This is a genomic window from Chitinimonas koreensis (assembly GCF_014353015.1).
Classification (GTDB): domain Bacteria; phylum Pseudomonadota; class Gammaproteobacteria; order Burkholderiales; family Chitinimonadaceae; genus Chitinimonas; species Chitinimonas koreensis.
Genome location: NZ_CP060704.1, coordinates 4,617,184 through 4,643,814 on the forward strand (window position 1 = coordinate 4,617,184; position 26,631 = coordinate 4,643,814).

Consider the following 26,631-nt stretch of genomic DNA (forward strand, 5'->3'; position numbering starts at 1 on the left):
ATGGCCTATCCGCACTCTGCTGCGGAGGCGACAGACCGGCCGGCACGATCCACTTTAAGCAGGCCGCCCCTGCGTGGCGCCGCTGCTGGGACCGAAACCCGCAACGGCGACGCCGAGGGACCGTTTCCCCGCAGCAGGGGCCGAAATACCGGCGAGGCGTTACGTGACCGCAACCCGCGACAGTCCGTGGCAACGCCATTGGCCGCGAACTAGACCGACCAAGCGGGTACGCCGGTAGTCGGCGGGCCCAAGCGCGGGGACCGACCGGGAGCGTTGCGGGGAGACATGGCGAAGAGGCGGGGAAGCCAGGCACGACAGACCGTGCCGGGAGCAGCCTGCAGTGCCGGTTTTGCCGGGCACGACGTGCGTCTGGGGGAGTCTGCTGGGCGGTTGCCGTGCAGGGGGTCAGATGGTGGCTAGCGCCGAACGCACCGCCTGGACATATCGACCGCTAACTGCGACTCGGTCGCCGTTGCGGAGCGTGAGCGCATAGGTCCCGTCGCCGGTCACGCGAAGCTGCTGCATCTGCTGTCGCCGAACCAAGAAACTGCGATGGACCCGAATGAAGGTCTCCGGATCCAGCAGCGTTGCCATGTGGCAAAGGGTGGCGCGGTGCAGCACCGTACGATGCTCAAGATGAAGGGAGACGTAATTACCTGATGCGCTTAGATAGTAAATATCGTCAACATCGATCGATTCGATGGCACCGACGGAGCGTACCGTGACCCGCGACAAATGCCGGGGCGGTAAAGTCTCCATGGCCTCGAGCGAATAGCGGAGCAACTCGCCGTAGCTGCCCTGCCTCAAAGCCAGCATGGATCGGGATCGTTCCAGCGTCCGCGCCAGCCGCTCGTCATCAAAGGGCTTGAGCAAGTAGTCGAGCGCGTGTGCCTCAAATGCTTCGACTGCGTAGCGCTCATAGGCCGTTACGAAAACAATGACCGGTGGGTACGGCAGCGTCGACAGTTCCCGGGCCAGGGCCAGGCCCGACTCGCCGGGCATCTGGATATCAAGGAATACGACATCGCAAGGCAGTTCAGCCCATTGAGCACGCGCCTGCGCCGTGCTGCTGCATTCCGCCAGCAACTGCCAGTCGGGAAAATCGGCGAGGGCATAGCGCAAATTGAGTCGGCCAGGCTCCTCGTCATCCACCACCATGGCGCGAATCGACATGCGGCGTTCAATCATGGCGGCGCAGGGGCAATTGCAGGGTAACGACGAACCGGCCATCCGTGGCTTGCGTGGTCAGGCTGGCGGCATCACCAAATGCCAGCCGAAGCCGTTCTCGAGCGTTGCGCAGACCGAGACCGGTCCCGGGATTGGGTGGCACCATCTCGCGCAAGGGGTTCGACAGACTTAGCTGCAGTACCTCGCCACGTGATGTCAGCGTCAAAACGATTTCACTCGGTTGCTCATGCCTTTCCAGGTCATGCCGGAGCGCATTCTCAACCAGCGGCTGCAACAATAGCGGCGGGAACGCCACGTCCATTAGACTGGCGTCGTCGTTCTCCACCCGAATCTGCAGCCGCTTGCCAAAGCGCAGGCCTTGCAACTCGAGGTAGTCGCGTATAAAGCGCATTTCGTCGCCGAGGGTCACCCACTCCTGGTCGCTGGCGGTCAGCGCGTATCGCAACAGCATGCTCAGCCGACTGAGCGCTGTAATTGCCAGCTTCTTTTCATCCGCGCGAACCAGCGCGCTGATGGCATTGAGCGCATTGAACATGAAATGCGGCTCAAGCTGCGCGCGCAGCGCCGCCATACGCTGCTGCTCGAGGGCGAAGTGCAATTCCAGATTTTCCGCCTCGATGACCCGTTGGCGTTGCACCATCTGCAGCTGTCGAGCCACCAGCGCCAGTGCGTACACCGCCCCGCTAAATCCCAGAAAGAGCAGATAGTCCCAGACGGCGTATTGCACCGGCAACTGCCGCAGGCTTTGTACCAGCTCGCCCCAGGGTCTGTCGCCAATGAGGTGAGCAATCACGACGTTGGACAGCAGCGTGTGCGGCACAAAATAGCAAATAGAGCCCCACGCCAAAGGAAGCAGCAGTTCCCGCGCTCGAATCAACACGCCGCCGCAATGCATCAGCCGCAGATACAGCCAGGCGCAATACGCCGCCATGGGCAGGCTGTACACGCACATCTTGGCCGCGATGAACCCTAGCCGCAGATCCTTGCCGTCGCGAAGCTGGTCGCCTACGCCGGCCACCGTCTGCATCAGGGCGACAAAGGACCAGATCAGAAGACTAAGCAGCAGAACACGTTGCCAAGTTGGCAACGCTGGCGACTCTGGCTGTATCGGGGCGGGCGCCAGCAAGTACCGGGTTTGGAGCCGCATGTTCATTCTCCAAGGCTACTCATTTACCCAATAGGGTGCCCAGCCATTTCGTCCCGGCGAGACGGTACTTCATCACGATCGCGCCCTGAAATTGCCCGCAGAAAACGAGCTCGCCGATTGCTCGACGATGCTTTCAGGCCGATCGCGAACCTGACCGGGGTGCCCCGGAGCCGATGCTCACCGACCAGGCCAGCTTCGCTGACCCTACTGCCGATTCAGTGTTCGGTGGAATCGACAAGCAGGGATAGCGGGCCATGCTGGAGATGCTTCTCGAAGGCGATGCCGCGGTCGATCCGGAATCTTGTCGAACGGCGCATTGAAACCGCCATGCCGACAGCGGGGCTGGCAATGGGAAAACGCTCCGCCGGGACGGGGCGTTCGAGCATGCGGCAAGAAGAAGAAGAAGAGACGGCTCAGCCGGTTTGCCGGATACGCTCGTCCAGCGCCAGCCGGGCGCGATAGACCTCGCCCAGCAGCAGGATGGCCGGGCCGGCCAGGTTCCAGCCGGCCGCCTGCGGCAGCTCGGCCAGCGTCAGGGGCCATTCGCGCACGCCGGGCAGCGAAGCGTTCTCGACCACCAGGAGCGGCGTATCGGGCCGCATGCCGCCGGCCAGCAGCGCCGCGGCGATCTCGGCGGCCTGCTTCACGCCCATGTAGAGCACCGCGGTATCGGCCGCCAGCACCGGCTTCACCCAGTCGCTGCCGGACTCGCCCTCGCCGACCCGGGCGGTGGCGAACAGCACGTTGCGCGCCAGGCCGCGGCTGGTCAGCGAGATGCCGGTCCCGGCCGAGGCGGCCAGCGCGGCGGTGACGCCGGGCACCACCTCGTAGCCGATGCCGGCCTCGTCGAGCGCGGCCAGCTCTTCCTGGGCGCGGCCGAACAGCATCGGGTCGCCGCCCTTGAGCCGGACCACGCGGCCATACTTGCGCGCCGCGTCGACCAGCATCTTGTTGATGAAGCGCTGGGCGGTGGAGGCCTTGGCGCAGCGCTTGCCGACCGGGATCAATACCGCCTGCGGACAGTACTCGAGCATCTCGGGCTGCACCAGCGCGTCGTACAGCACCGCGTCGGCCTGCTGCAGCAGGCGCATGCCGCGCACGGTGATCAGGTCGGCCGCACCGGGGCCGGCGCCGATCAGGTAGACCCGGCCCGCCATGCTCAGGCGCTCCGCCGACGGAACAGCGGCAAGGGCTGGTCGACGCCGCTCTGGTAGAACTCGCTGAAGTCGTCGAGGCCGCGCGCGGCGTCCTCGACGTCCTTGTCGGCGCGGATCTCGAAGGCATCGAAACCGCAACGCCGCAGGTAGAGCAGCGTGTCCTTGAACACGTCGCCGACCGCGCGCAATTCGCCGGCGAAACCGTAGCGCTCGCGCAGCAGCCGGCCGATGCTGAAGCCGCGGCCGTCGGTGAAGGCCGGGAAGTCGACCGCGATCAGCGCCAGGCGCGCCGCATCGGCGCCGAGCGCCTCGGGCTCGTCGTCGGGCGCGAACCAGACGCCGACGTCGGCGCGGTCGAGCAGCTCGTCGCGCCGCTCGAGCCATTCCTTGAGCGGCAGCAGCGTGTGCGCCGGCACCGCGTCGTCGCAGCCCTCGGCCACGCGGATCCAGTGGTTGGCGACGATCTCGCGCGCGCCGGTGGCGCGGTCGAGCTTGACGATGTGGGGATGCTTACCCATGGGACTGGCCTATTCAGATACCTGCCGCACGCCGGTTCCAGGAACCGCGAACGCGCGTCGGCGAGGCTCCCTCTTGCCCACCCCACAAAGTCTCCGACTTTGCGGGGACCCCAGGGGCGGCGAGGGCGGGGGAGTTGGAATCGATCAGCGAAGGTCCACCGAACCGCCGCTGCCCTTGAACACCCGGCTCCGCCGGGCGCTGCACCGCGAATCGAGCCGACACTGCGGCCTGGGCGACTTCACCCATGGGCGCGCTCCTTTTGGTAGATACGCGCCTTGAAAGGGTCGATTCCCAAGCGGTCGTAGACGTCGAGGAAGCGCTCGTCGCCCTGCCGGTTCTCGACGTAGACGTCGATGATCTGCTTGACCACCGCCGGCACGTCGTCCTGGGCGAAGCTCGGGCCGATCACCTTGCCCAGCGTGGCGCCGTGGCCCTGGCGGCCGCCGAGCGAGACCTGGTACCACTCGGAACCGCTCTTGTCGACGCCGAGGATGCCGATGTGGCCGACATGGTGGTGGCCGCAGGAATTCATGCAGCCGGAGATGTTGAGGTCGATCTCGCCGAGGTCGAACAGGTAGTCCTGGTCGTCGAACACGCGCTGGATGCCTTCGGCGATCGGGATCGACTTGGCGTTGGCCAGGTCGCAGAAGTCGCCGCCGGGGCAGCAGACGATGTCGGTGATCAGGCCGACGTTGGGCGTGGCGAAGCCGAGCGCCTTGGCCGCTTGCCACACCGCCGGCAGGTCGGACTGCTTGACGTCGGCCAGGATCAGGTTCTGCTCGTGGCTGACGCGCAGCTCGCCGTAGGCATAGCGGTCGGCCAGGTCGGCCACGGCGTCGAGCTGGGCGTCGGTGGCGTCGCCCGGCGCGATGCCGGTAGCCTTGAGCGACAGCGTGACGGCGGCATAGCCGGGCTGCTTGTGGCGGAACACGTTGCGCTGCACCCAGCGCGCGAAGGCCTTGTCGCTGGCCTGCAGCGCCAGGAAAACGGCGTCGTCGCCGGCCAGCGCCTCGTAGGCCGGCGCGGTGAAGAAGGCCGCGACCCGGTCGATCTCGGCCTGGGTCAGCGTCATCGGGCCGTCCTTCAGGTGCACCCACTCGGCCTCGACCTTGGCGGCGAAGGCCTCGGGCGTCATCGCCTTGACCAGGATCTTGATGCGCGCCTTGTACTTGTTGTCGCGCCGGCCGTAGCGGTTGTAGACGCGCAGCACGGCGTCGAGGTAGCTCAACAGGTGCTGGCGCGGCAGGAATTCGCGGATCACCGCGCCGACGATCGGCGTGCGGCCGAGGCCGCCGCCGACGATGATCTTGAAGCCGACCTCGCCGGCCTCGTCGCGCACCACGTGCACGCCGATGTCGTGCACCCAGGTGGCGGCGCGGTCCTCGACCGAGCCGGAGACGGCGATCTTGAACTTGCGCGGCAGGTGGGCGAATTCGGGGTGGAAGGTCGACCACTGGCGGATCAGCTCGCACCACGGCCGCGGATCGATCAGCTCGTCGTAGGCGACGCCGGCGAACTGGTCGGTGGTGGTATTGCGCACGCAGTTGCCGCTGGTCTGCACCGCGTGCATCTGCACGGTGGCGAGGTCGGCCAGGATGTCGGGCACGTCCTCCAGCCTGGGCCAGTTGTACTGGATGTTCTGCCGGGTGGTGAAATGGCCGTAGCCGCGGTCGTACTTGCGCGCGATGTGGGCCAGCATGCGCAGCTGGTCGCTGCGCAGGTGGCCGTAGGGAATCGCGACGCGCAGCATCGGCGCATGGCGCTGGATGTAGAGGCCGTTCTGCAGCCGCAGCGGGCGGAATTCCTCGGCGCCGAGCTCGCCGGCGAGGAAACGCCGCGTCTGGTCGCGGAACTGGGCGACGCGCTGGTCGACTATCTTCTGGTCGTAATCGTCATAGACATACATGGGGTCAGCCGAATCGGGAAGCTGGCGGGAGCGTTGCAGGATAGCAGCGGCCCCATATGCAAAAAACGAATCTTTGCGTCTATCCATATCGTCGCAGCCACTCTAAACCCCGTGCCGCGGCAGACATGCGACGCGCTTGCCTTTCCGTACCCATGCGACGGCGTCGGCCATCCGACCCGTAGACCGAACGCCTGCGACTGGCGGACCAGGCCGCAGCGGGCATTTCCATGCTGCGCCGCCACGAGCCCTGCGAGGCGCGCAGGTCTATAATCCGCGCTTTCCGAATTCCCTCCCCCGGGCTGCGGCGATCCCGCACCCGCCGCAGCCAGAGAAACCGACACCCATGGCCAAACTCGACGCCACCGCCCCGCAGCCGATCCAGCTCAAGGACTACCTGCCGCCCGCCTTCCTGATCGACAAGGTCGACCTGACCTTCGACCTGGACGAGGACCACAGCCGCGTCACCTCGCGCCTGGTCCTGCACCGCAATCCGGCCCACCCGGATACGCGCGCGCCGCTGCGGCTCGACGGCCGCGAGCTCGAGCTCGAAGCGCTGCGGCTCGACGGCGAGCCGCTCGACGGCAGCCGCTACGAGCTCGACGCCGAGTCGCTGACCATCGCGTCGATGCCCGACAACGCCATTCTCGAGATCGTCACCGTCATCCACCCCGAGACCAACACCAGCCTCAACGGCCTGTACCGCTCGGGCGCCAACTTCTACAGCCAGTGCGAGGCCGAGGGCTTCCGCAAGATCACCTACTACCTCGACCGCCCCGACGTGATGGCGCGCTTCACCACCACCATCGTGGCCGACAAGGCCAAGTGGCCGGTGCTGCTGTCCAACGGCAACAAGGTCGGCGAGGGCGCGCTCGACCGCAACCGCCACTGGGTCAAGTGGGTCGATCCGTTCAAGAAGCCGGCCTACCTGTTCGCGCTGGTGGCCGGCAAGCTGTCGAAGCTGGCCGACAAGTTCACCACCGCCAGCGGCCGCGAAGTGGCGCTGGAGATCTGGGTCGAGCCGGCCGACCTCGACAAGTGCGACCACGCCATGGCCTCGGTCAAGAAATCGATGGCCTGGGACGAGCAGCGCTACGGCCTCGAATACGACCTCGACACCTACATGATCGTGGCCGTCGGCGACTTCAACATGGGCGCCATGGAAAACAAGGGCCTCAACATCTTCAACACCAAGTACGTGCTGGCACGGCCCGACACCGCCACCGACATCGATTTCGACGGCATCGAATCGGTGATCGCGCACGAGTACTTCCACAACTGGACCGGCAACCGCGTCACCTGCCGCGACTGGTTCCAGCTCTCGCTCAAGGAAGGCCTGACCGTGTTCCGCGACCAGGAATTCTCGGCCGACATGGGCAGCGCGCCGGTGCAGCGCATCGAGGCGGTGCGCGCGCTGCGCACCCACCAGTTCGCCGAGGACGCCGGCCCGATGGCCCACCCGGTGCGGCCCGAGAGCTATATCGAGATCAACAACTTCTACACCGTGACGGTGTACGAGAAGGGCGCCGAAGTCGTCCGCATGTACCAGACCCTGCTGGGCCGCGACGGCTTCCGCCGCGGCATGGATCTCTACTTCAAGCGCCACGACGGCCAGGCCGTCACCTGCGACGACTTCCGCGCCGCCATGGCCGATGCCAACGGCTACGACCTCGACCAGTTCGCGCGCTGGTATTCGCAGGCCGGCACGCCGCGGCTGACGGTGCGCGGCCGGTACGACGCCGCCGCGCGCAGCTATACGCTCGAAGTCGCCCAGAGCTGCCCGGCCACGCCGGGCCAGGCCGAAAAGCTGCCCTTCCACATCCCGCTGGCGCTGGGCCTGGTCGGCCCGGACGGCGCCGACCTGCCGCTGCGGCTGGCCGGCGAAACCGAAGCCACGGCCGGCACCCGCGTGCTGTCGGTCAAGGGCGCGCGCGAAACCTTCGTGTTCGAGGACCTGGCGGTCGAGCCGGTGCCTTCGCTGCTGCGCAATTTCTCGGCGCCGGTGCAGCTCGACTTCCCCTATACCCGCGCCCAGCTGATCCACCTGCTGGCCCACGACGGCGACGCCTTCTGCCGCTGGGAAGCCGGCCAGACGCTGATGCTGCAGGATCTGCAGGGCCTGATCGAAGCGGCCCGCGCCGGCAAGCCGCTGGCGCTGGCCGACGATTTCGTCGCCGCCATGCGCCAGGTGCTGGCCGACGAGGCGCTCGACCCGGCGCTGGTGGCGCTGATGCTGACGCTGCCGGCCGAGACCTACCTGGCCGACGGCCAGGCCGGCCACGGCCTGGACATCGACCCGGACGCGATCCGCGCCGGCCGCGAGGCGATGAAGCTCGGCCTGGCCCAGGCGCTGCGCGGCGAATTCAAGCAGGCCTACGTCCGGCTGCAGGACGACGGTCCCTACCGCTTCGAGGCCGCCGCGGTGGCGCGCCGCTCGCTGCGCAACGTGGCGCTGTCCTACCTCGGCGAGCTCGACGAGCCGGTGCTGATCGAGCTGGCCGGCAAGCAGTACGCCGCCGCCAACAACATGACCGACGCCCAGGCCGCGCTGGCGGTGCTGGTCAACTGGGCCGAGGGCGACGCCGCGCTGGCCGCCTTCGCCGCCAAGTGGGCCCACGATGCGCTGGTGATGGACAAGTGGTTCACGCTGCAGGCCGGCAGCCGCCGGCTCGGCACTGTGGCGCAGGTGCAGCGGCTGATGCAGCACCCGGCCTTCTCGCTGGCCAACCCGAACAAGGTGCGCTCGCTGGTCGGCGCCTTCGTCCACAACAACCTGGCCGGCTTCCACGCCGCCGACGGCTCGGGCTACGACTTCGCCGCCGACACCATCCTGGCGGTCGACAAGCTGAACCCTCAGATGGCGGCCCGCCTGGCCGGCTGCTTCAACCGCTGGAAGAAGCTCGAACCGGGCCGCCGCGGCCTGATGCATGCCGCGATCGAACGCGTCGCCGGCCACGCCGGCCTGTCGCGCGACGTGTACGAGATCGTGTCGAAAAACCTGCAGTAAGCGCCGATCGCCGGCCGATCCGATCGGCCTGCGAAGCCCTCGGGCGAAGCGAGGTTTCCCCTGGACCGCCCCGCGAAGTCTCCGACTGCGCGGGGCCCCGCTGGCGGCGCGGGCGGGGAGCAGGAATGGACCGGGGGAGAGCCGACGATCGACCGCGCATCGATCGCGAACGCCCGGCCATGCCGGGCGCTGCGCTTCCGCCAGATCCACCGCGGATGGCGATCGAACCGCCGGCTCTCTTGCCCGCGGGGCGGGGCGTGGTCTAATGTTGGGACGTTTCGCGTCCGCGTTCGATCACGCACGCCCGTCGTGCGGTATCCGTGACGCCCGGCGCAAGCCGCCGCCGCAACACCCTATCTCCGCCCGATCTCGCGACACGCGGGGCAGCCGCCCCGGACAAGGACAGCGCCATGCACGCGCCGATACTGCTGGTTGAGGACAATCCGGACGACGAGGCGCTGACCATCCGCGCCTTCAACAAGAATTCCATCCAGAACCCGATCACCGTCGCGCGCGACGGCCAGGAGGCGATCGACTGGCTGTTCGGCCTCGGCGCCCATGCCGGCAACGAGAACCGCGACCGGCCGGTGCTGATCCTGCTCGACATCAAGCTGCCCAAGCTCAATGGCATCGAAGTGCTGCGCCAGATCCGCGCCAACGAGGCGACGCGGCTGATCCCGGTGGTGATGCTGACGACCTCGAAGGAAGAGGACGACCTGGTGAAGAGCTACAGCCTCGGCGCCAACAGTTATATCCGCAAGCCGGTCGACTTCATGCAGTTCATGGAAGTGGTCAAGCAGGTCGGCATCTACTGGCTGATGCTGAACGAGCCGGTACAGAACTGAGCCGGTGCGGACCCGTTGCGGAAACCGATTCCAACAGGATGCCGACCTGCCGGTGCCGGGCATCCGCCGCAGTACGCCGCAGCCGGTGGCCGCGCGGCGAAGAGGAAGGCAGTGAGCGACATGATGATGAGCAGGACCGGTGAGCAGCGCCGCCGAAGCATGGCGGATCGCGGACAGGGCGCGCACTGATGGTCGAGCAGCCGGAAAACAGCAAGCAGCTGCGCGTGCTGGTCGTCGACGACTCGGAGGACGACGCGCTGCTCAACGTGCTGGCGCTGCGCCGCCAGGGCTTCGAGGTCGACTACAGCCTGGTCGACACCGCCGAGACCATGGCGGCCGCGCTGCGCGAGCGGCCGTGGGACCTGGTGCTGTCGGACTATTCGATGCCGCAGTTCTCGGCCCAGGAAGCGCTGCAGGTGTTCCGCCAGCACGGCCTGGTGGTGCCCTTCATCGTGGTCACCGGCACCATCGGCGAAGAGTCGGCGGTCGCCATGATGAAAGCCGGCGTCAACGACTTCGTGCTCAAGACCCACCTCAAGCGGCTGGCCAGCGTGGTCGAGCGCGAGCTGCGCGAGACCGGCAACCGGGTCGCCAAGCGCGAAGCCGAGTCGGCGCTGCGCGAAAGCCAGGAACGCTACGAGCTGGCCATCCGCGGCGCCAACGACGGGCTGTGGGACTGGAACATCCGCGACGACACCATCTATTTCTCGCCGCGCTGGAAGGCGATGCTCGGCTACCGCGAGGACGAGCTGATCGACCCGCTGCCCGAGACCTGGCTGGCGCTGGTGCACCCGGACGAGGGCGAGGGGCTGCGCATGCAGCTGATCCGCCACCTCAAGGGCGATACGCCGCACTTCGAGGCCGAGCACCGCATGCGCCACAAGGACGGCAGCTGGCGCTGGATGCTGACGCGCGGCATGGCGATGATCGACCCGGCCAGCCGGCTGGCCTACCGCATGGCCGGCTCGCTGACCGACATCACCGAACGCAAGCGCGCCGAAGAGCAGATGCTGTACGACGCGCTGCACGACAGCCTGACCGGCCTCGCCAACCGGGCGATGTTCACCGACTTCCTCGGTTTCGCGCTCGGCCACGCCACCCGCGATTCGGGCTACCTGTGCGCGGTGCTGTGCCTCAACCTCGAGCGCTTCCGCTACATCAACGACAGCTTCGGCCATGCCACCGGCGACCGCATCCTGCGCGTCACCGCCGAGCGGCTGCAGCAGGTGCAGCGGCCCGGCGACGTGGTGGCGCGCTTCGGCGGCGACGAATTCGCCATCCTGCTCGACGCGATCGACGAGCCGGCCGACGCGATCCGCTACACCGAGCAGATGCTGGTCGAGCTGGCCAAGCCGATCGACATCGAGGGCCACGAGATCTACCCCGGCGCGCGCGTCGGCATCGCGCTGTCGTCGGGCGGCTATGCCCACCCCGAGGAGATGATCCGCGACGCCGATACCGCGATGCACCGCGCCAAGCAGTACGGCAAGGGCAAGTACGAGATCTTCGACCGCGCCATGCAGGGCACCATGCTGCGCGCGCTCAAGATGGAGCAGGAGATGCGCCGCGCGCTGGCCGCCGGCGAATTTCTGCCCTACTACCAGCCGATCGTCGACCTCACCAGCGGCCGCATCGCCGCCTTCGAGGCGCTGGTGCGCTGGAAGCGGCCCGACGGGGTGCTGGTCAGCCCGGCCGAGTTCATCCCGCTGGCCGAGGAGATCGGGCTGATCAACGCGATCGGCTACCAGATGCTGGAGAAGAGCGCGGCCCAGATCGCCGCCTGGCAGCGCCGCTTCCCCGACCTGACGCTGCGCGTCAGCGTCAACCTGTCGGGCAAGCAGTTCAACCAGCCCGACCTGGTCGAGCAGATCGACCGCGCCATCGAGCAGGCCGGCATCGCGCCGGGCCTGCTGGAGCTCGAGATCACCGAGAGCATCCTGATGGACAACACCGACGCCATCATCGGCATGCTGCAGGCGATCCGCGCGCGCGGCATCCAGATCCTGATGGACGATTTCGGCACCGGCTACTCCTCGCTGTCCTACCTGCACCGCTTCCCGTCCAACGTGCTGAAGATCGACGGCTCCTTCGTCCGCCGCATCACCGACGACCTGTTCAGCCGCGAGATCGTGCGCGCGATCGTGCTCTTAGCCAGCAACCTCGGCATGGCCGTGATCGCCGAGGGCGTCGAGACCGCCGACCAGCTCGCCGCGCTGCGCCACATGGCCTGCGATTTCGCCCAGGGCTACCACTTCGCCAAGCCGCTGCCGGCCGAGGCGGCCACGGCGCTGATCGAGGAGCGGCGCAGCTGGTGAGCGCCGGAGGGCCGGAGGGCCGACACTACGGCCATCCGTAGGTCGGGATTTATCCCCGACAACGCCGACGGAAGCAGCGCTGTCGGGAATAAATCCCGACCTACGAAAAGCCCCGCCATGCAGGCGGGGCTTTTTCATGGCCGAACCGGGGCAGGCTCAATAGGCGATCCGGTAGCGCCGGTAGATGAAGCCCAGCAGCCAGGCCGGCCCGACCAGCAGGAACTTGATGTCGTCGAAGAAAGACGGCTTCTTGCCCTCGACCTTGTGGCCGATGAACTGGCCGATCCAGGCCAGCACGAAGATGGTCAGCGAGACCGCCAGCACCGCGGGCATCTGGCTCAGGATCGCCAGCATCGTGCCGGCCACCAGCAGCATGCCGAGCGCGATCGGCAGCGACAGCTTGATGTAGTAGGCCAGCGCGAACAGCGCGAAGCCGAGCGCCAGCCACGGCGAGGCGGCCCACAAGAGGCCGAGCAGGCTGAAGGTGATCAGCGGTACGCAGATCCAGTGCACGCGCTTGTTGAAGGGATTGCGATGGCTTTCGCCGTAGCGCTCGAACAGGTCGTCGATGGGGCGCATGGCCGTCTCCTCGTTGTCGTTGGAACACCGGATGCTAAGCCGCCGCCGCGCCGCCGCGCTTGAACGTTTCCGCTATCGCGCGGCCCTTGGCCGCCGCGTCAGCGGGTGGTGATGACGATGCGGCTCAGCGTCGACGGCACCACGCCGAAGGTCGCATGGAACACCCGGCTCATATGGGCCAGGTCGGCGAAACCGGCGGCGTGGGCGGCGGTGGTCAGGTTGGCGCCGGCCGCCAGCTGGTCGACCGCCGCCAGCTGGCGCATCCACAGCTGATAGCGGCGGAACGGCAGCCCGGTGTGCTGGCTGAACAGGTGGCTGAAGCGGCTCAGCGACAGTCCGGCCGCGGCCGCCAGCGCGGCGGCGTCGCGTTCCGGATCGCGCGCCAGCTCGGCCAATGCCTGGGCGACGCGTGGATCGGGCACCGGCGCGCGCTCGTAGCCGGGCAGCCAGGCCGCCTGCCAGGCGGTGACCAGCTCCTCGCAGGCGGCCAGCGGCCGCGGCATGCGCCACAGTTCGAGCAGGCCCTGGCACGGCGCCGATTCGGCCGTCGGCGCGGCGGCCTGCCAGGCGCGCAGCGAGCGCTGGCCGGGATCGATGAACAGGTGGGCGATCAGGGCGCCGTTGGCGGCGATGCGGTGCTGCTGGCCCGGCAGCAGCACCGCGGCCCGGCTGCGCTGCGGCCCCTGGCCGAGATCGAGGCGGAACTCGCCCTCGAGCGCCAGGCTCAGCTGCAGCGCGTAATGGCTGTGCGGCGTGGAATCGGATTCCACGCCCAGCACCAGCGCCCTCCCCCGCCACAGATACATGCGCCCCTGTTTCATCGTCCCAGTATAGGTGGGGCGGTTCGATCCGCGTCGACCTGCCGCTCAGGCACCCGGCAAAGCCGGGCGCTTGTCCTTGGTGAACGCTGAACCATGGGACGATCCCTGATTCACCCCGACTCCCCCGCCCTCGCCGCCGCGAGGGAGCCTCGCTGGCGCTCGTTCGCTCTCCGTTGCACCTGCGGTTAGGCATGTCGCTGCGCTCATGCCGGTTGCCGGCACTGTCGGCAGGTTTTGTAGGAGCGGCTTTAGCCGCGAATGGTCGAGCCTATCCGGCGATTCGCGGCTAAAGCCGCTCCTACAACGCGGCGAAATCGGGTCGATGTGCGCGAATGGTCGAAATTGTCGCTGACGAGCGCCAGCGAGGCTCCCTCGCGGCGGCGAGGGCGGGGGGAGTCGGGATGAATCAGGGGAGCGCCAACGGTTCAACCAACACGAATGGTCAGCGCACGGCTCCGCCGGGCGCCCGCGCTGCGCATCGGGCACCGCAACCGCCCGAGCAAAGCAGCGCGACGCTCAGACCTGGCCGAGGAACCAGTTGACGATGTAGAAATGGTCCTCGAACAGCTGCTCTTCCATCCGGTTGAACTCGAACAGCGGCACCCACTTGGCGCGGTCGGCGTCGTCGTCGCCGCGGACCTTGGGCAGGCCCTCGCTGGTCGGCGCCAGTTCGATCAGGAAAGCGTGGGTGATGGTGCGGCCGCGCAGCGAGCGCTGCGGGTGGTCGAACACCCGGCTGGAACGGACCGAGCCGGCCAGCACCGGCGCCGGCACCTTGAGCCGGGCCTCTTCCTTCAGTTCGCGGATCACCGCGTCCTTGATCCGCTCGTCCGGGTTGACGAAGCCGCCCGGCAGCGCCCACAGCCCCTTGCCCGGCTGAGAGCGGCGGCGCACCAGCAGCACGTGGCCCGAGTGGATCACCACCGCGTCGACGGTGACGAAGGTCGGCGGGTAGGGCGCCGCCGCCCAGCTCTGGCGGTAGCGCTTCACGAACAGGTATTCGTCCTGCAGCTTCAGATAGGTCTCGCCGCCGCGGAAGGCGTGCAGCCAGTCGAACACCCGCGCCGGCAACAGCGCCGCGCAGGCCGGCCAGTCGCCGCCGCGCTCGGGATCGAAGAAGGCATGGCGGATGCGCGAGGCCTGCACCTCGGGCAGCTCGGGCGCCTCGACCCGGCTCCACTGCGGGAACAGCTCGAGGTATTCGGCATTGCCCCGGCGGATGCCGCGCGCCGACTGGGCCGCGGCCGGGCCGGCGTCGGCGTGCCGCGCGCGCGGCGGCCCGACGATGCCGATGCGGAACTGCGCCTGGCGGCTGCCGACGTCGGAGGTATCCACCGCGATGACGCGGTCGACCAGGTGCTGCACCTCGGTCAGCCACTGCTGGTCGTTGTACATGCGGTCCGAGATGCCGACCACGAACACCCGCGACTGCTCGGCCTCGTCCAGCGACATGCGGATCATCCGCTCGCGGTCGTCGACGGTGAACGGGTGCATCGGATTGCGCGCCTGGCGCGCCGAGCCGCACAGCACGATCACCTTGTCGGCCAGTTGCAGCGCGTGCTGCAGCGTCCACAGGTGGCCGTTGTGGAAGGGCTGGAAGCGGCCGATGAAGATCAGGTAGTCGAATTCGCGCATGGCTTGTGCAATCGGGATTTGGAACCTGCGGCGGAGTGCCGGCCGCGGCCGGAGCGAGGGCACCGGGCGGCACCGGCCATGAAAAAGGGCAGGATGGCCTGCCCTCGTGACATTTCGCCGGTCAGGCCGGCACCGCCACCCTGGGCGCCGCCGCGGCCTTCATCTGCGCCTCGCTGAAGGCCAGCATGCGTTCGATCGGCAGCCGCGCGGCGTCCATCTGCCCGGCCGTCAGGTAGTCGATGCGGGTGCCCTCGCCGGCCTGGGCGCGGCGCACGCGCTCGACGTTGTTCATCTTCATGTAGGGGCACTGGTTGCACTGGCAACCGGCGTAGATCGGCGCCTGCACGATCTTCAGGTCGGGCCGGGCCAGGCCCATGTTGTAGAGGATGCCGTCCTCGGTGGCGACGAAGATGGTCGCGTCGGGTTCGCGCGCGAAGCGCTTCACCCAGTTCAGCATGCCGCTGGTCGAGCCGACGTAGTCGGCGCGCTTGAGCACCGGCAGCGGGCTCTCCGGATGGGCGATCAGGTACTTGGCGCCCTCGACCGCGGCCATGCCCTCGTTCAGCGCGGTCTCGTTGAACTTGTCGTGCACCTCGCACACCGCGCTCCACAGCGGCATGTCGTAGCCGTACTGGTAGTTCAGGTAGGCGCCCATGTTGCGGTCGGGCGAGAAGATCACCTTTTTCCCCTCGGCATAGAGGTGGGCGATGATGTCGTCGACGTTGCGGCTGGTCACGATCCAGTCGCTCAAGGCCTTGTGTTCGGCCGAGCTGTTGATGTACGAGACGTGGACGTGGTCGGCGTGCTTCTCGCGCCAGGCCTTGAGCCGCTTGACGTCGGTCTGGGTGACCAGCGAGCAGGTGGAGCCGGCGTCGGGCAGGATCACCTCGGCCTCGGGGTTGAGGATCTTGGCGGTCTCGGCCATGAAGCGCACGCCGGCGAAGACGATCACGTCGGCATTGGCGTCGCGGGCGAACAACGAGAGTTCGAGGGAGTCGCCGACCTTGTCGGCCATCTGCTGGATTTCGGGCGCGGTGTAATAGTGCGCGAGCGTGACGACACGCTTGGACATGGCAGTTCCTTCCATGTGGAGCGCCGCCTCTCCGGCGGCCGACTGGGCCCGGTCACCCGGGCGTTTCCTGCTGGCTGCCGGCGGAATCCCCGCCGTTTTGCGTGCAGCACGGCCGCACCATAACAAAATCAAGGGTTTCGCGCCAGCCGCCGGCCTGCGGGCCGGTCCCGGCTTGCCTCCCTTCCGCGCTGTGCTAGGCTCCGCTGGCCCATGGCGTCCCGCCGGGCGCAGCCGCCCGGCCACTTCCACTCCTCATCCAAGCAATGTACGCAGCTCCCTGCACCTCCTGCGGCGCCCAGGTCGAATTCCATTCGGCCGCCTCGGTCATGGCCGTCTGCGCGCATTGCCGCAGTACGCTGGTCCGGCGCGACCTCGATCTCGAACAGCTCGGCACCATGGCGGTGCTGGCCGAGGACCGCAGCCCGTTCCGGCTGCGCTGGCGCGGCCATTATCGCAAGGTCGGCTTCGAGCTGATCGGCCGGCTGCAACTGCGCTATGCCCAGGGCTACTGGAACGAGTGGTACCTGCGGCTGGACGACGGCCGGCTCGGCTGGCTGTCGGAAGGCTCGGGGCTGTGCTACCTCACCTTCGAACGCACGCTCAAGACCGTGCTGCCGCCGATCGACGCCTTCGCGGTCGGCATGCAGGCACGGCTCGACGGCCAGGCCTTCGAGGTCACCAATATCGAACGGGCGCAGTGCGTGGCGGCCGAGGGCGAGCTGCCCTTCCTGGCCCGGCCGGGCTACGAGGCGCCGGCGGTCGACCTGCGCGCCGACGAGCGCTTCGCCAGCCTCGACTACAGCGAGACGCCGCCGCGCTGCTATCTCGGCGAGGTGGTCGCGCTGGAATCGCTGCTCGACCGCAGCGCGCCCAACCCGCCGGCCATGCCGCGCCGCGTCGACGCGCGCAACTTCAAATGCACCGCCTGCGGCGCGCCGCTGACCGTGCGCAGCGGCGAGATCCACGCCGTCGGCTGCGCGCACTGCGGCACGGTGATCGACCCGGACAGCCCCGAGCTGGCCATCCTCGACCGCGCCCGCAAGGCGCTCGCGCAGCCGCTGTTGCCGCTCGGCGCACAGGGCCGGCTGCTGGGCCGCGACTATGCCGTGATCGGCTTCCTGAAGCGCACCACCACCATCGAGGACGTCCGCTACGGCTGGGACGAATACCTGCTGCACGGCGAAGAAGCCGGCTATGCCTGGCTGACCTGCAGCGACGGTCACTGGAGCCTGGCGCGGGCGACCAGCCGGCAGCCCAGGACCGAGCGGGGCAACCGGTCCGAGCTGCATTACCTCGATCGCCGCTACCGGCATTTCCAGCGCTGCGAAGCCGAAGTGGAACAGGTGATCGGCGAATTCACCTGCCAGGTGCGCATCGGCGAAACGGTCACGGTGGACGACTACGTGTCGCCGCCCTACCTGCTGTCGTGCGAGCGCAGCGCGCAGGAACAGAGCTGGTCGCTGGCCGAATACCTGCCCGCCGCCGCCGTCGCCGCCGCCTTCAAGCCGCCGGAGCCGCTGCCCGAGCCGCGCGGCATCGCACCGAACCAGCCGTCGCCGCATTCCGGCAGCGGCCGCTTCTGGCGCGCGTTCGCCGGCTTCGCCGTGCTGGCGCTGCTGCTGCAGATCGCCCTGGTGGCGCGAACCGGCCAGCGCGAGATCTGGCGGGGCAGCCTGACCGTGCCGGCCAACGCGCCGCGCGGCCAGCTGCAGAGCCCGCCGTTCCGGCTCGACGGCGAGCGCAACCTGGCCATCGAGCAGGACGCCGGCCTCGACAACCGCTGGCTGTACACCGACCTGTCGCTGGTCCACCAGCAAAGCGGCACGCGCATCGGACTCGGCCGCGAGATGAGCTACTACCACGGCGTCGACGAGGACGGCGGCTGGAGCGAAGGCGAGCGCAGCGACCGCGCGCTGCTGACCGACCTGCCGGCCGGCGACTACCTGCTGGAGGTCGAGGCCGAGACCGAGCCCCTGCCGGCCGAGGCCGTCGACCGCATCCGGCTGGTGCAGGACGTGCCGGTCTGGTCCAATTTCTGGCTGCTGCTCGGCGCGCTCGCCCTGTTCCCGCTGGCGGCGTGGTGGCGGGCCGCCCGCTTCGAAGGCCGCCGCTGGGCCGAGAGCGACTACGGCGGAGGCGACTGACGATGCGCTACTACCTGCTGCTCGGCGTACTGGCGACCTCGCTGTACGGCTGGGCCCAATACCGCGGCTACTCGCTGTTCGCCGACAACGGCGAGCGCGACACCCGCGGCCCGGCCGGCTACAGCCGCATCCACCACAAATGAGGGAAGGAATCCCGATGGAACTGCTCAAACTCGACTACGTGCTGGCCTCGCTGGTCTATTCGCTGCTCGGCGTGGCGGTGTTCTGGCTCAGCTTCATCGTGATCGACCGGCTGACGCCCTACGACCTGTGGAAGAACCTGGTCGAGGAGCGCAACCAGGCGCTGGCCACCGTGGTCGCGGCGATGTGCCTCGGCATCGCCATCATCGTGGCCTCGGCCATCCACTGAACGCCCGCCGGGCACCGGGCCGGACCGCGCTGCGGCAGCGCCCGCCGCGCCCGGCCGCCTCCCCCCATCGCATGCAACACGTCCTGCTGTTCTCCGTCTTCGTCGTCGCCGCCTGCGGCCTGGCCTACGAGCTGGTCGCGGCCGCGCTGTCGAGCTACCTGGTCGGCGACTCGGTCACCCAGTTCTCCACCGTCATCGGCGTCTACCTGTTCGCCATGGGCGTCGGCTCCTGGCTGTCGCGCCACGTCCAGCGCGACCTGGCCGCGCTGTTCGTGCGCGTCGAGCTGGCGGTCGGCGTGCTCGGCGGCTTCTCGGCCGCGCTGCTGTTCTGGGCCTTCGCCTGGCTCAGCGGCCCCTTCCTGCTGCTGCTCTACCTGCTGGTGTTCCTGGTCGGCGTGCTGGTCGGCCTCGAGATCCCGCTGGTGATGCGGCTGCTCGAGCCCAAGCTCAAGTTCAAGGAACTGGTGTCGCAGGTGCTCAGCGTCGACTACCTCGGCGCGCTGGCGGTGTCGCTGCTGTTCCCGCTGTGGCTGGCGCCGCGGCTGGGGATGGTGCGCACCGCGCTGCTGTTCGGCCTGTTCAACGTGCTGGTGGCGCTGTGGACGCTGCGGCTGTTCCGCGACGAGCTGGCCGGCCGCCGCGCGCTGTGGCTGCAGGGCGGCGTCGCGCTGGCGCTGGTGGCGGCCGGCTTCGCCGGCGCCGAGCGGCTGTCGGGCCTGGCCGAGGAGGCGCTGTTCGAGGACCGCATCGTGCTGACCGAGACCACGCCCTACCAGCGCATCGTGGTCACGCGCTGGAAGTCGGACTGGCGGCTGTTCCTCAACGGCAACCTGCAGTTCTCCTCGCGCGACGAATACCGCTACCACGAGGCGCTGGTCCATCCCGGCCTCGCCGCCATGCCCTGGGCGCGGCGGGTGCTGGTGCTCGGCGGCGGCGACGGCATGGCGGTGCGCGAGATCCTGCGCTACCCGGCGATCGAGCAGGTGACGCTGGTCGAGCTCGACCCGGCCATGCCGCGGCTGTTCCGCAGCCATCCGGCGCTGCGCCGGCTCAACGGCGACGCGCTCAACTCGCCGCGGGTGCGCATCGTCGAAGCCGACGCCTTCCGCTGGCTCGACCAGACCGAGGAGCGCTTCGACTTCGTGGTGGTCGACTTTCCCGATCCGACCAACTACGCGGTCGGCAAGCTCTACACCAATACCTTCTACCGCCTGCTCGAACGCAGCCTCAACGCGCGCGGCCGGGCGGTGATCCAGTCCACCTCGCCGCTGTATGCGCGGCAGAGCTACTGGACGGTGGTCGCCACCGTCGAAAGCGTGGGTCTCAGGACCGCGCCCTACCATGCGCTGGTGCCGAGCTTCGGCGAGTGGGGCTACATCCTGGCCGGCCGCGAGCCCTATGCGCCGCCGCCGGCGCTGCCGGCCGGCCTGCGCTTCCTGGCGCCGGCCAGCGTGCCGGCGCTGTTCCAGTTCCCGCCCGACATGGCCCGGCTGCCCGCCGAGGTGAACCGGCTCAACAACCAGATCCTGGTGCGCAGCTTCGAGCAGGAGTGGAAGCAGGTGATCCGGTGAGGCGGCGCGACTTCCTGGCCGCCGCCGGCAGCGCCGCCCTGCTCGGCTGCAGCCGCAAGGCCGGTGCGCCGCTGCCGCCGGGCGAGCTGCTGGGGCCGGACCTGGCGCTGGGCCATCGGCTGCGCAGCGGCGACCTGCCGGCGCCGGCCGAGACGCGCCGCGTCGGCGCGCTGGTGGTCGGCGGCGGCATGGCCGGGCTCGCCTGCGGCTGGTGGCTGCGCCGCGGCGGCTTCGACGATTTCGCGCTGCTGGAGCTGGAAGCGGAAGCCGGCGGCAATGCGCGCGCCGGCCGCAACGCCGTCTCGGCCTACCCCTGGGGCGCCCACTACCTGCCGCTGCCGGGGCCGGAGGCGCGCGAAATCCGCCTGATGCTGGCCGAGTTCGGCCTGCTGCGCGGCGATCCGCTGGCGCTGCGGCCCGAATACGACGAGCGCCACCTGTGCCACAGCCCGCAGGAGCGGCTGTTCATCCACGGCGCCTGGCAGGAGGGCCTGCTGCCGCAGTTCGGCATTTCCGCGGCCGAGCGCGCGCAGCAGCAGCGCTTCATCGAACGGATGGCCGGATTCAAGGCGGCGCGCGGCGCCGACAGCCGGCCGGCCTACGCGGTGCCGAGCGCGCGCGGCGGCGCGCCCGACCCGGCGCTCGACCGGATCAGCCTGCGCGACTGGCTGCTGCGCGAGGGCTTCACCGCGCCGAGCCTGCACTGGTGGGCCAACTACGGCTGCCGCGACGACTACGGCACCGACTATGCCGCCACCTCGGCCTGGGCCGGCCTGCACTACCACGCCGGCCGCCATGGCGAGGCCTCCAACGCCGAGGGCGACGACGTGCTGACCTGGCCCGAGGGCAATGCCTGGCTGGCGCGGCGGCTGGCCGAACGCGTCGGCGAGCGGCTGGTCGGCGGTGCGATGGTCTGGCGCATCGGCGGCGACGAGCGCGGCGTCGAGGTCGACGTCTACCTGGCGGCCGAGCGCCGCAGCGTGCGCTACCGCGCCGAGCGGCTGGTGTGGGCCGGGCCGGCCTGGCTGCTGCCGCGGCTGTGGCCGCAACGGCCGGCCGAGCTGGCGGCGGCCGCCGCCGCGCTCGACCATGCGCCCTGGCTGGTGGCCAACCTCACCCTGCGCGAGCCGCCCGACGACGCTGGCCCGGTTCCCCTGAGCTGGGACAATGTGCTCTACCGCGGCCAGGGACTAGGCTACGTGGTCGCCACCCACCAGCAACTGGGCCTCGGCCGGCGCGGCACCGTGCTCACCTATTACCGGCCGCTGAGCGAGACCGGCCCAGCCGCCGGCCGCCGCCTGCTGCTCGAGACGCCGCGCGAGCGCTGGGCGGCGCAGATCCTGGCCGAGCTGGGCCAGGCCCATCCGGACATCGCCGCGCAATGCGAGCGGCTCGACGTCTGGCGCTGGGGCCATGCCATGGTGCGGCCACGGCCGGGCCTGCTCGGCGGCCCGGCGCTGCCGGTGCTGCGCCGGCCGCACGGCCGGATACTGGCGGCGCATGCCGACCTCAGCGGCTTCTCGCTGGCCGAGGAGGCGCATTACTGGGGCGTGCGGGCAGCGCGCTGGCTGATGGACGACGCGGAGTGGAACGCATGAACGGCCTGCACCTGACCGCCGACCTGCTCGATTGCACGGCGACCGGCCTGCTGGTCGACGAGGCCGGCCTGGCGGCGCAGTGCCGCACGGCCGTGGTCGCCGCCGGCCTGCAGCCGGTGGCCGAACGCTGGCATCGTTTCCCGGCCGGCCCCGCCGGCGCGGGCGGCCTGACCGGGGTGGTGCTCCTGGCCGAGAGCCACCTCGCCGTGCATACTTGGCCGGAACGGGCCGGCGTGACGCTCGACGTCTATGTCTGCAATTTCGGCCGCGACAACTCGGCCCGCGCCGAGGCGCTGCTGGCCACGCTGCTCGCGCTGTTCTCGCCGGCCCGCCACCGGCTCCAGCGCCTGCAGCGCGGCCTGGACGACGCCCGCCCTCCCCCGGCGCTACCGGCGAACCATGACCCGCCCCGGAGATCCCCCATGTCACTGATCAGTTTCGACGAGGCGCTGGCGCGCCTCCTGGCCGGCGCACGGCCGGACGCGCGCAGCGAAACGCTGCCCCTGCTCGACGCCGACGGCCGCGTGCTGGCCGCCGACGTGGCGGCGCCGATCGACGTGCCCGGCTTCGACAACAGCGCGATGGACGGCTACGCGCTGCACCTCGCCGATTTCGCCGCCGTGCCGGCCCGCCTGCCGGTGGTCCAGCGCATCGCCGCCGGCGAGACCGGCCAGCCGCTGGCCGCCGGCCAGGCGGCGCGCATCTTCACCGGCGCGCCGATCCCGCCCGGCTGCAACGCGGTGGTGCCGCAGGAAGAAGTCGACGCCGCCGACGGCACGATCGGCCTTGGCGCCAGGGTCGTGCCCGGCCAGCACCTGCGCCGGCGCGGCGAGGACATCGCCGCCGGCAGCACGGTGCTCGCCGCCGGCAGCCGGCTCGGCCCGCCGCAGCTGGCGCTGGCCGCCTCGGTCGGCATCGCCGAGCTGCCGGTGCGGCCGCGGCTGCGGGTCGGCCTGCTGTGCACCGGCGACGAACTGACCGAACCGGGCACCCCGCTGGAACCGGGCGGCATCTACAACTCCAACCGCTACGCCATCGGCGCGCTGCTCGGCCGGCTCGGCTGCGCGGTCAACGACTACGGCCAGGTGGCCGATACGCCGGCCGCGACGCTGGCGGCGCTGGGCGAAGCGGCGCAGGAGAACGACGTGGTGATCAGCTGCGGCGGCGTCTCGGTCGGCGAGGAGGATCACGTCAAGGCCGCGGTCGAGCAGCTCGGCCGGCTCGACCTGTGGCGCATCGCCATGAAGCCGGGCAAGCCGCTGGCCTTCGGCCGGCTCGGCGAGGCCGACTTCATCGGCCTGCCCGGCAACCCGGTCAGCACCTTCCTCACCTTCGTGCTGCTGGCCCGCCCCTTCCTCCTGGCACGGATGGGCGCCGCGGCCCAGCCGGCGGCCGCGCTGGCGGTACCGGCCGGCTTCGCACGGCCGCGCGCCGACAGCCGCCGCGAATTCCTGCGCGCCCGGCTCGAGACCGATGCCGAGGGCCGCGCCGTCGCCCGCCTGCACGACAGCCAGGGCTCGGCAGTGATGAGCGCGCTGGCCTGGGCCGACGGCCTGGTCGACGTGCCGGCCGGCGCCACGATCGAAACCGGCCAGCCGGTACGCTACCTGCCGCTGGCGCAACTGATCGGATAAGGCCATGAACATCCAACTGCGCTATTTCGCCCGCCTGCGCGAGTCGTTCGGTCTCGACGGCGAGGCCATGGAAGTGCCGGCCGGCATCGTCACCGTGGCCGGCCTGCTGGCCCACCTCGCCGCGCGCGGCGGCGTCTGGGCCGAGGAACTGGCCAACGGCCGGGTGTTCCGCGTCGCGCTCGACCAGGAGCTGGTCGACTTCAGCGCGCAACTGCACGAGGGCGCGGAAGTGGCGATCTTCCCGCCGGTGACCGGGGGCTGAGATGAGCAAGCTGCCCTCGACGCGCATCTCGGTCGCGGTCCAGGCCGCCGACTTCGACCTCGGCGCCGAGCATGCCGCGCTGTGCGACGGCGACCGCGGCATCGGCGCGGTGGTCGCCTTCGTCGGCTGCGTGCGCGACCTGAACCTGGCCGCCGACGTGGTGGCGCTCGAACTCGAGCACTACCCGGGCATGACCGAGACCGCGCTGATCCGCATCGCCGAGGAGGCCGCGGTGCGCTGGCCGCTCAACGGCGTGCGCATCGTGCATCGCGTCGGCCGGCTGCATCCGGGCGAGCAGATCGTGCTGGTGCTGACCGCCAGCGCCCATCGCCACGCCGCCTACGAGGCCAACACCTTCGTGATGGACTACCTGAAGACGCGTGCGCCGTTCTGGAAGAAGGAATGGACGCCGGACGGCCCGCGCTGGGTCGATGCGCGCGCGAGCGACGTCGGCGCGGCCGCGCGCTGGCACCAGGTGGTCAGCCAGCGCTATGGCAACGACGAACACGACTGAGATGCCGGCCTACGCGGCGCTGATCCTGGCCGGCGGCCAGGGCAGCCGCATGGACGGGCGCGACAAGGGCCTGGTCGAATGGCAGGGCCGGCCGCTGTTCCGCCACGCGCTGGCGCGGCTGGCGGCGCAGACCGTCGCGCCGGCTGCCGTCCTGCTCAGCGCCAACCGCAACCAGGCCGTCTATGCCGAGGCCGGCCTGCCGGTGCTCGCCGACCTGCGCGCCGGTTTCAACGGCCCGCTGGCCGGCATCGAGGCCGGCTTGCGCGCCAGCCCGCACGACTGGCTGCTGTGCCTGCCCTGCGACATGCCGCGGCTGCCGGCCACGCTGGCGGAACGGCTGCTGGCCGGCGCCGCGGCGACCGGCGGCACGGCCGCCCATGCCGTGACCGCGGACGCGCCGCAGCCGGTCTGCTGCCTGCTGCGGCGCGAGCTGGCCGCCGATCTCGCCGCCTGGCTCGACGCCGGCCAGGGCCGCGTGCGCGGCTGGCTCGAGCGCGTCGGCGCCGTGCCGATCCATTTCGACGAAGCCGACGGCTTCGCCAATTTCAACACCCTGGCGGAGCTGGCCCCGGCCCGGCCCGCCGCCCCGGAGCCGCGAGCATGAGCGAGCTGACCCATTTCGATGCCGCCGGCCAGGCCCATATGGTCGACGTGGCGGCCAAGCCCGAGACCCACCGCGTCGCCGTCGCCGCCGGCCGCATCCGCATGCTGCCGGCCACCTTCGCCCGCCTCGCCGGCGGCGCCGCCCACAAGGGCGACGTGCTCGGCGTGGCGCGGCTGGCCGGCATCATGGCGGCCAAGCAGACCGGCACGCTGATCCCGCTGTGCCACCCGATCCCGCTGACCCGCGTGACGGTCGAGTTCGCGCTCGACCAGGCCGGTTCGAGCGTGGCCTGCACCGCCACCACCGAGACGGTCGGCCGCACCGGGGTCGAGATGGAGGCGATGACGGCGGCCTCGGTCGCGCTGCTGACCATCTACGACATGCTCAAGGCGGTCGACCGCGGCATGGCGATCGAGTCGGTCCGGCTGGTCGAGAAGCGCGGCGGCAAGTCGGGCCACTGGCGGGCCGACCCCGCCGGCTGATCCGCCCGCCGGCCGCCGGCTGGCAATTCGCACATTTATTCTTCCGTCATGGCGAGGCTACACTCGCGCCTCCGGCCACCTGCCGCGCCAGCACTGGATGCAGCGGGCACGGACGGGCCGCCACCGACGAGAGGAGTTTCACCGCATGAAGCTTATCCACATCGTGCTGCTGGCCGGCCTGCTCGGCCTGTCGCTCGCGCCGCAAGCCGCCGACGCCAAGGGCGGCAAGGATCACCCGCTGGTCAGCCGCTACGCCGGCGCCCAGCTGATCGCCCAGTCGGCCGAGGAATACGCCGAGCTCGAGATCATCCAGAGCGGCAAGATGCCGGCCGCCAACAGCGGCCGCCGCTATGGCGACGCCAAGGTCGGCGGCCGACTGACCACCACCGCCTACCTGGCGCCCGCGAAGCGCACGCCGCTCGAGGTGTTCCGCAACTACGAGCAGGCGCTCAAGCAGGGCGGCTTCGAGCTGCTCTACCAGTGCGAGCTGCAGGCCTGCGCCGACCGCCAGCTGACCGGCTACGGCCGCTACGCCGGCATGCTGGTCAACAACCGGCTGCAGGACTGGATCGAGACCGCCCCTTCGGCCGAGTGGACCGAAAACCCGTCCTACTTCCTGTCGGCCCGGCTCAAGCGCGCCGGCGGCGACGCCTACGTCGCGCTGTGGGTGATGCCGGGCTATGCCGGCGGCCCGCGCTCGGCCGTGTTCCAGTCGGTGCTCGAGGCCAAGCCGGCCGACACCGGCCTGGTCAGGGTCGACGCAGCGGCGCTGGGCCGCGGCCTCGGCAGCGAAGGCCGCATCGCGCTGTACGGCATCCTGTTCGACACCGGCCGCGCCGAGCTCAAGCCCGAATCGAAACCGCAGCTCGAGGAAATGGCCAAGCTGCTGAAGCAGGATGCCAAGCTCAAGGTGTTCATCGTCGGCCACACCGACAACCAGGGCCAGCTCGACGCCAACCTGGCGCTGTCGCAGAAGCGCGCCGAAGCGGTGGCCGCCGCGCTGAGCCGCGACTACGGCATCGACGCCAAGCGGCTGGCCGCGCGCGGCGTGGCCAACTTCTCGCCGCTGGCCTCCAACCGCGACGAAGCCGGCCGCGGCCGCAACCGGCGGGTGGAACTGGTCGAGCAGTAAAGCGCAGCCGGCCAAAGGCACCAACGAAAACCCGGCCCGTGCTGGGTTTTTCATGGAGTGTCGATTCCGCTGGGCAATACCGATCCAGTCAAACTGGCTACCTCCGGGGCAGGAGGCGCGATCGAGCGCAGC

Annotated in this window: 23 protein-coding genes; 14 read left to right on the forward strand and 9 right to left on the reverse strand. The window is 69.7% G+C overall.

Features of this window, described 5'->3' with window-relative positions; all coding sequences use genetic code 11:
• Positions 1–405 precede the first annotated feature (405 nt).
• The 5 genes from H9L41_RS19465 to H9L41_RS19485 all read right to left on the reverse strand — a co-directional run bounded on the left by H9L41_RS19465 (position 406) and on the right by H9L41_RS19485 (position 5,917).
• Complete coding sequence (locus tag H9L41_RS19465) at positions 406–1,173, reverse strand: LytR/AlgR family response regulator transcription factor (RefSeq protein ID WP_028445006.1); 768 nt, start codon at positions 1,171–1,173, stop codon at positions 406–408.
• A gap of 7 nt (positions 1,174–1,180) precedes the next feature.
• Positions 1,181–2,335, reverse strand: coding sequence for a sensor histidine kinase (locus H9L41_RS19470; RefSeq protein WP_051318750.1), 1,155 nt, complete (start codon positions 2,333–2,335; stop codon positions 1,181–1,183).
• Between the two features lie 413 nt (positions 2,336–2,748).
• A complete protein-coding gene (cobA, locus tag H9L41_RS19475) occupies positions 2,749–3,492 on the reverse strand; it encodes a uroporphyrinogen-III C-methyltransferase (RefSeq protein ID WP_034606103.1) in 744 nt (247 codons plus the stop codon).
• 2 nt (positions 3,493–3,494) lie between these two features.
• Positions 3,495–4,010 (reverse strand): DUF934 domain-containing protein, encoded by a 516-nt coding sequence (locus H9L41_RS19480; RefSeq protein WP_051318749.1) that lies wholly within the window; start codon positions 4,008–4,010, stop codon positions 3,495–3,497.
• Between the two features lie 239 nt (positions 4,011–4,249).
• Positions 4,250–5,917 carry a nitrite/sulfite reductase gene (locus tag H9L41_RS19485; protein WP_028445002.1) on the reverse strand — a complete coding sequence of 556 codons (1,668 nt, stop codon included), beginning with the start codon at positions 5,915–5,917 and terminating at the stop codon, positions 4,250–4,252.
• Positions 5,918–6,260: 343 nt separating this feature from the next.
• Here H9L41_RS19485 and pepN point away from each other — a divergent pair, with 343 nt between their 5' ends.
• The 3 genes from pepN to H9L41_RS19500 all read left to right on the forward strand — a co-directional run bounded on the left by pepN (position 6,261) and on the right by H9L41_RS19500 (position 12,081).
• Positions 6,261–8,921, forward strand: a complete 2,661-nt coding sequence (gene pepN / locus H9L41_RS19490; RefSeq protein ID WP_034606101.1) for an aminopeptidase N — start codon at positions 6,261–6,263, stop codon at positions 8,919–8,921.
• 410 nt (positions 8,922–9,331) lie between these two features.
• Positions 9,332–9,766 carry a response regulator gene (locus H9L41_RS19495; protein WP_028445000.1) on the forward strand — a complete coding sequence of 145 codons (435 nt, stop codon included), beginning with the start codon at positions 9,332–9,334 and terminating at the stop codon, positions 9,764–9,766.
• A gap of 188 nt (positions 9,767–9,954) precedes the next feature.
• Complete coding sequence (locus tag H9L41_RS19500; protein ID WP_028444999.1) at positions 9,955–12,081, forward strand: putative bifunctional diguanylate cyclase/phosphodiesterase; 2,127 nt, start codon at positions 9,955–9,957, stop codon at positions 12,079–12,081.
• 156 nt (positions 12,082–12,237) lie between these two features.
• Here H9L41_RS19500 and H9L41_RS19505 read toward each other — a convergent pair whose 3' ends face one another.
• From H9L41_RS19505 to nadA, 4 genes are all read right to left on the reverse strand, one after another.
• Positions 12,238–12,660, reverse strand: a complete 423-nt coding sequence (locus tag H9L41_RS19505; protein WP_028444998.1) for an Mpo1 family 2-hydroxy fatty acid dioxygenase — start codon at positions 12,658–12,660, stop codon at positions 12,238–12,240.
• Between the two features lie 98 nt (positions 12,661–12,758).
• On the reverse strand, positions 12,759–13,430 hold the full coding sequence (locus tag H9L41_RS19510; protein ID WP_211236815.1) for an AraC family transcriptional regulator: 672 nt from the start codon (positions 13,428–13,430) through the stop codon (positions 12,759–12,761).
• A gap of 567 nt (positions 13,431–13,997) precedes the next feature.
• Positions 13,998–15,116 carry a bifunctional nicotinamide-nucleotide adenylyltransferase/Nudix hydroxylase gene (locus H9L41_RS19515; protein WP_034606100.1) on the reverse strand — a complete coding sequence of 373 codons (1,119 nt, stop codon included), beginning with the start codon at positions 15,114–15,116 and terminating at the stop codon, positions 13,998–14,000.
• A gap of 121 nt (positions 15,117–15,237) precedes the next feature.
• Positions 15,238–16,188 carry a quinolinate synthase NadA gene (gene nadA, locus H9L41_RS19520; RefSeq protein WP_034606098.1) on the reverse strand — a complete coding sequence of 317 codons (951 nt, stop codon included), beginning with the start codon at positions 16,186–16,188 and terminating at the stop codon, positions 15,238–15,240.
• A gap of 263 nt (positions 16,189–16,451) precedes the next feature.
• On the opposite strand from nadA, the gene H9L41_RS19525 reads away from it, so the two are divergent.
• The 11 genes from H9L41_RS19525 (at position 16,452) to H9L41_RS19575 (ending at position 26,499) form a co-directional block, all read left to right on the forward strand.
• Positions 16,452–18,332 (forward strand): DUF4178 domain-containing protein, encoded by a 1,881-nt coding sequence (locus tag H9L41_RS19525; RefSeq protein WP_028444996.1) that lies wholly within the window; start codon positions 16,452–16,454, stop codon positions 18,330–18,332.
• Between the two features lie 2 nt (positions 18,333–18,334).
• Positions 18,335–18,475, forward strand: coding sequence for a hypothetical protein (locus H9L41_RS19530; RefSeq protein ID WP_157461869.1), 141 nt, complete (start codon positions 18,335–18,337; stop codon positions 18,473–18,475).
• Positions 18,476–18,489: 14 nt separating this feature from the next.
• Positions 18,490–18,702: a DUF350 domain-containing protein gene (locus H9L41_RS19535; RefSeq protein WP_028444995.1), complete on the forward strand. Its 213-nt coding sequence runs from the start codon at positions 18,490–18,492 to the stop codon at positions 18,700–18,702.
• Between the two features lie 71 nt (positions 18,703–18,773).
• The gene (locus H9L41_RS19540; RefSeq protein ID WP_028444994.1) at positions 18,774–20,273 is read left to right on the forward strand and encodes a polyamine aminopropyltransferase; all 1,500 of its coding nucleotides are present in this window, start codon (positions 18,774–18,776) and stop codon (positions 20,271–20,273) included.
• Positions 20,270–21,871 (forward strand): NAD(P)-binding protein, encoded by a 1,602-nt coding sequence (locus tag H9L41_RS19545; RefSeq protein WP_028444993.1) that lies wholly within the window; start codon positions 20,270–20,272, stop codon positions 21,869–21,871. Before H9L41_RS19540 ends, H9L41_RS19545 begins: the two co-directional genes overlap by 4 nt.
• Complete coding sequence (locus tag H9L41_RS19550) at positions 21,868–23,505, forward strand: molybdopterin-binding protein (protein WP_187523547.1); 1,638 nt, start codon at positions 21,868–21,870, stop codon at positions 23,503–23,505. Before H9L41_RS19545 ends, H9L41_RS19550 begins: the two co-directional genes overlap by 4 nt.
• Before the next feature lie 4 nt (positions 23,506–23,509).
• The gene (gene moaD, locus H9L41_RS19555) at positions 23,510–23,767 is read left to right on the forward strand and encodes a molybdopterin converting factor subunit 1 (protein WP_028444990.1); all 258 of its coding nucleotides are present in this window, start codon (positions 23,510–23,512) and stop codon (positions 23,765–23,767) included.
• A gap of 1 nt (position 23,768) precedes the next feature.
• Positions 23,769–24,281, forward strand: coding sequence for a molybdopterin synthase catalytic subunit MoaE (moaE, locus tag H9L41_RS19560; protein ID WP_211236814.1), 513 nt, complete (start codon positions 23,769–23,771; stop codon positions 24,279–24,281).
• 1 nt (position 24,282) lies between these two features.
• The gene (gene mobA / locus H9L41_RS19565) at positions 24,283–24,885 is read left to right on the forward strand and encodes a molybdenum cofactor guanylyltransferase MobA (RefSeq protein WP_028444989.1); all 603 of its coding nucleotides are present in this window, start codon (positions 24,283–24,285) and stop codon (positions 24,883–24,885) included.
• Positions 24,882–25,367: a cyclic pyranopterin monophosphate synthase MoaC gene (gene moaC / locus H9L41_RS19570; RefSeq protein ID WP_028444988.1), complete on the forward strand. Its 486-nt coding sequence runs from the start codon at positions 24,882–24,884 to the stop codon at positions 25,365–25,367. Before mobA ends, moaC begins: the two co-directional genes overlap by 4 nt.
• 145 nt (positions 25,368–25,512) lie before the next feature.
• Positions 25,513–26,499, forward strand: a complete 987-nt coding sequence (locus tag H9L41_RS19575; protein WP_034606095.1) for an OmpA family protein — start codon at positions 25,513–25,515, stop codon at positions 26,497–26,499.
• The last annotated feature ends 132 nt before the right edge of the window (positions 26,500–26,631 follow it).

Coding starts and splice junctions, on each gene's coding strand:
- mobA (WP_028444989.1), top strand. CDS start 24,283: ATGCCGGCCTACGCGGCGCTGATCCTGGCCGGCGGCCAGGGCAGCCGC.
- H9L41_RS19465 (WP_028445006.1), bottom strand. CDS start 1,173: ATGTCGATTCGCGCCATGGTGGTGGATGACGAGGAGCCTGGCCGACTC.
- H9L41_RS19485 (WP_028445002.1), bottom strand. CDS start 5,917: ATGTATGTCTATGACGATTACGACCAGAAGATAGTCGACCAGCGCGTC.
- H9L41_RS19500 (WP_028444999.1), top strand. CDS start 9,955: ATGGTCGAGCAGCCGGAAAACAGCAAGCAGCTGCGCGTGCTGGTCGTC.
- H9L41_RS19495 (WP_028445000.1), top strand. CDS start 9,332: ATGCACGCGCCGATACTGCTGGTTGAGGACAATCCGGACGACGAGGCG.
- H9L41_RS19530 (WP_157461869.1), top strand. CDS start 18,335: ATGCGCTACTACCTGCTGCTCGGCGTACTGGCGACCTCGCTGTACGGC.
- H9L41_RS19505 (WP_028444998.1), bottom strand. CDS start 12,660: ATGCGCCCCATCGACGACCTGTTCGAGCGCTACGGCGAAAGCCATCGC.
- cobA (WP_034606103.1), bottom strand. CDS start 3,492: ATGGCGGGCCGGGTCTACCTGATCGGCGCCGGCCCCGGTGCGGCCGAC.
- H9L41_RS19515 (WP_034606100.1), bottom strand. CDS start 15,116: ATGCGCGAATTCGACTACCTGATCTTCATCGGCCGCTTCCAGCCCTTC.
- moaE (WP_211236814.1), top strand. CDS start 23,769: ATGAGCAAGCTGCCCTCGACGCGCATCTCGGTCGCGGTCCAGGCCGCC.
- H9L41_RS19480 (WP_051318749.1), bottom strand. CDS start 4,010: ATGGGTAAGCATCCCCACATCGTCAAGCTCGACCGCGCCACCGGCGCG.
- moaC (WP_028444988.1), top strand. CDS start 24,882: ATGAGCGAGCTGACCCATTTCGATGCCGCCGGCCAGGCCCATATGGTC.
- H9L41_RS19525 (WP_028444996.1), top strand. CDS start 16,452: ATGTACGCAGCTCCCTGCACCTCCTGCGGCGCCCAGGTCGAATTCCAT.
- H9L41_RS19550 (WP_187523547.1), top strand. CDS start 21,868: ATGAACGGCCTGCACCTGACCGCCGACCTGCTCGATTGCACGGCGACC.
- nadA (WP_034606098.1), bottom strand. CDS start 16,188: ATGTCCAAGCGTGTCGTCACGCTCGCGCACTATTACACCGCGCCCGAA.
- moaD (WP_028444990.1), top strand. CDS start 23,510: ATGAACATCCAACTGCGCTATTTCGCCCGCCTGCGCGAGTCGTTCGGT.
- pepN (WP_034606101.1), top strand. CDS start 6,261: ATGGCCAAACTCGACGCCACCGCCCCGCAGCCGATCCAGCTCAAGGAC.
- H9L41_RS19540 (WP_028444994.1), top strand. CDS start 18,774: ATGCAACACGTCCTGCTGTTCTCCGTCTTCGTCGTCGCCGCCTGCGGC.
- H9L41_RS19575 (WP_034606095.1), top strand. CDS start 25,513: ATGAAGCTTATCCACATCGTGCTGCTGGCCGGCCTGCTCGGCCTGTCG.
- H9L41_RS19535 (WP_028444995.1), top strand. CDS start 18,490: ATGGAACTGCTCAAACTCGACTACGTGCTGGCCTCGCTGGTCTATTCG.
- H9L41_RS19470 (WP_051318750.1), bottom strand. CDS start 2,335: ATGCGGCTCCAAACCCGGTACTTGCTGGCGCCCGCCCCGATACAGCCA.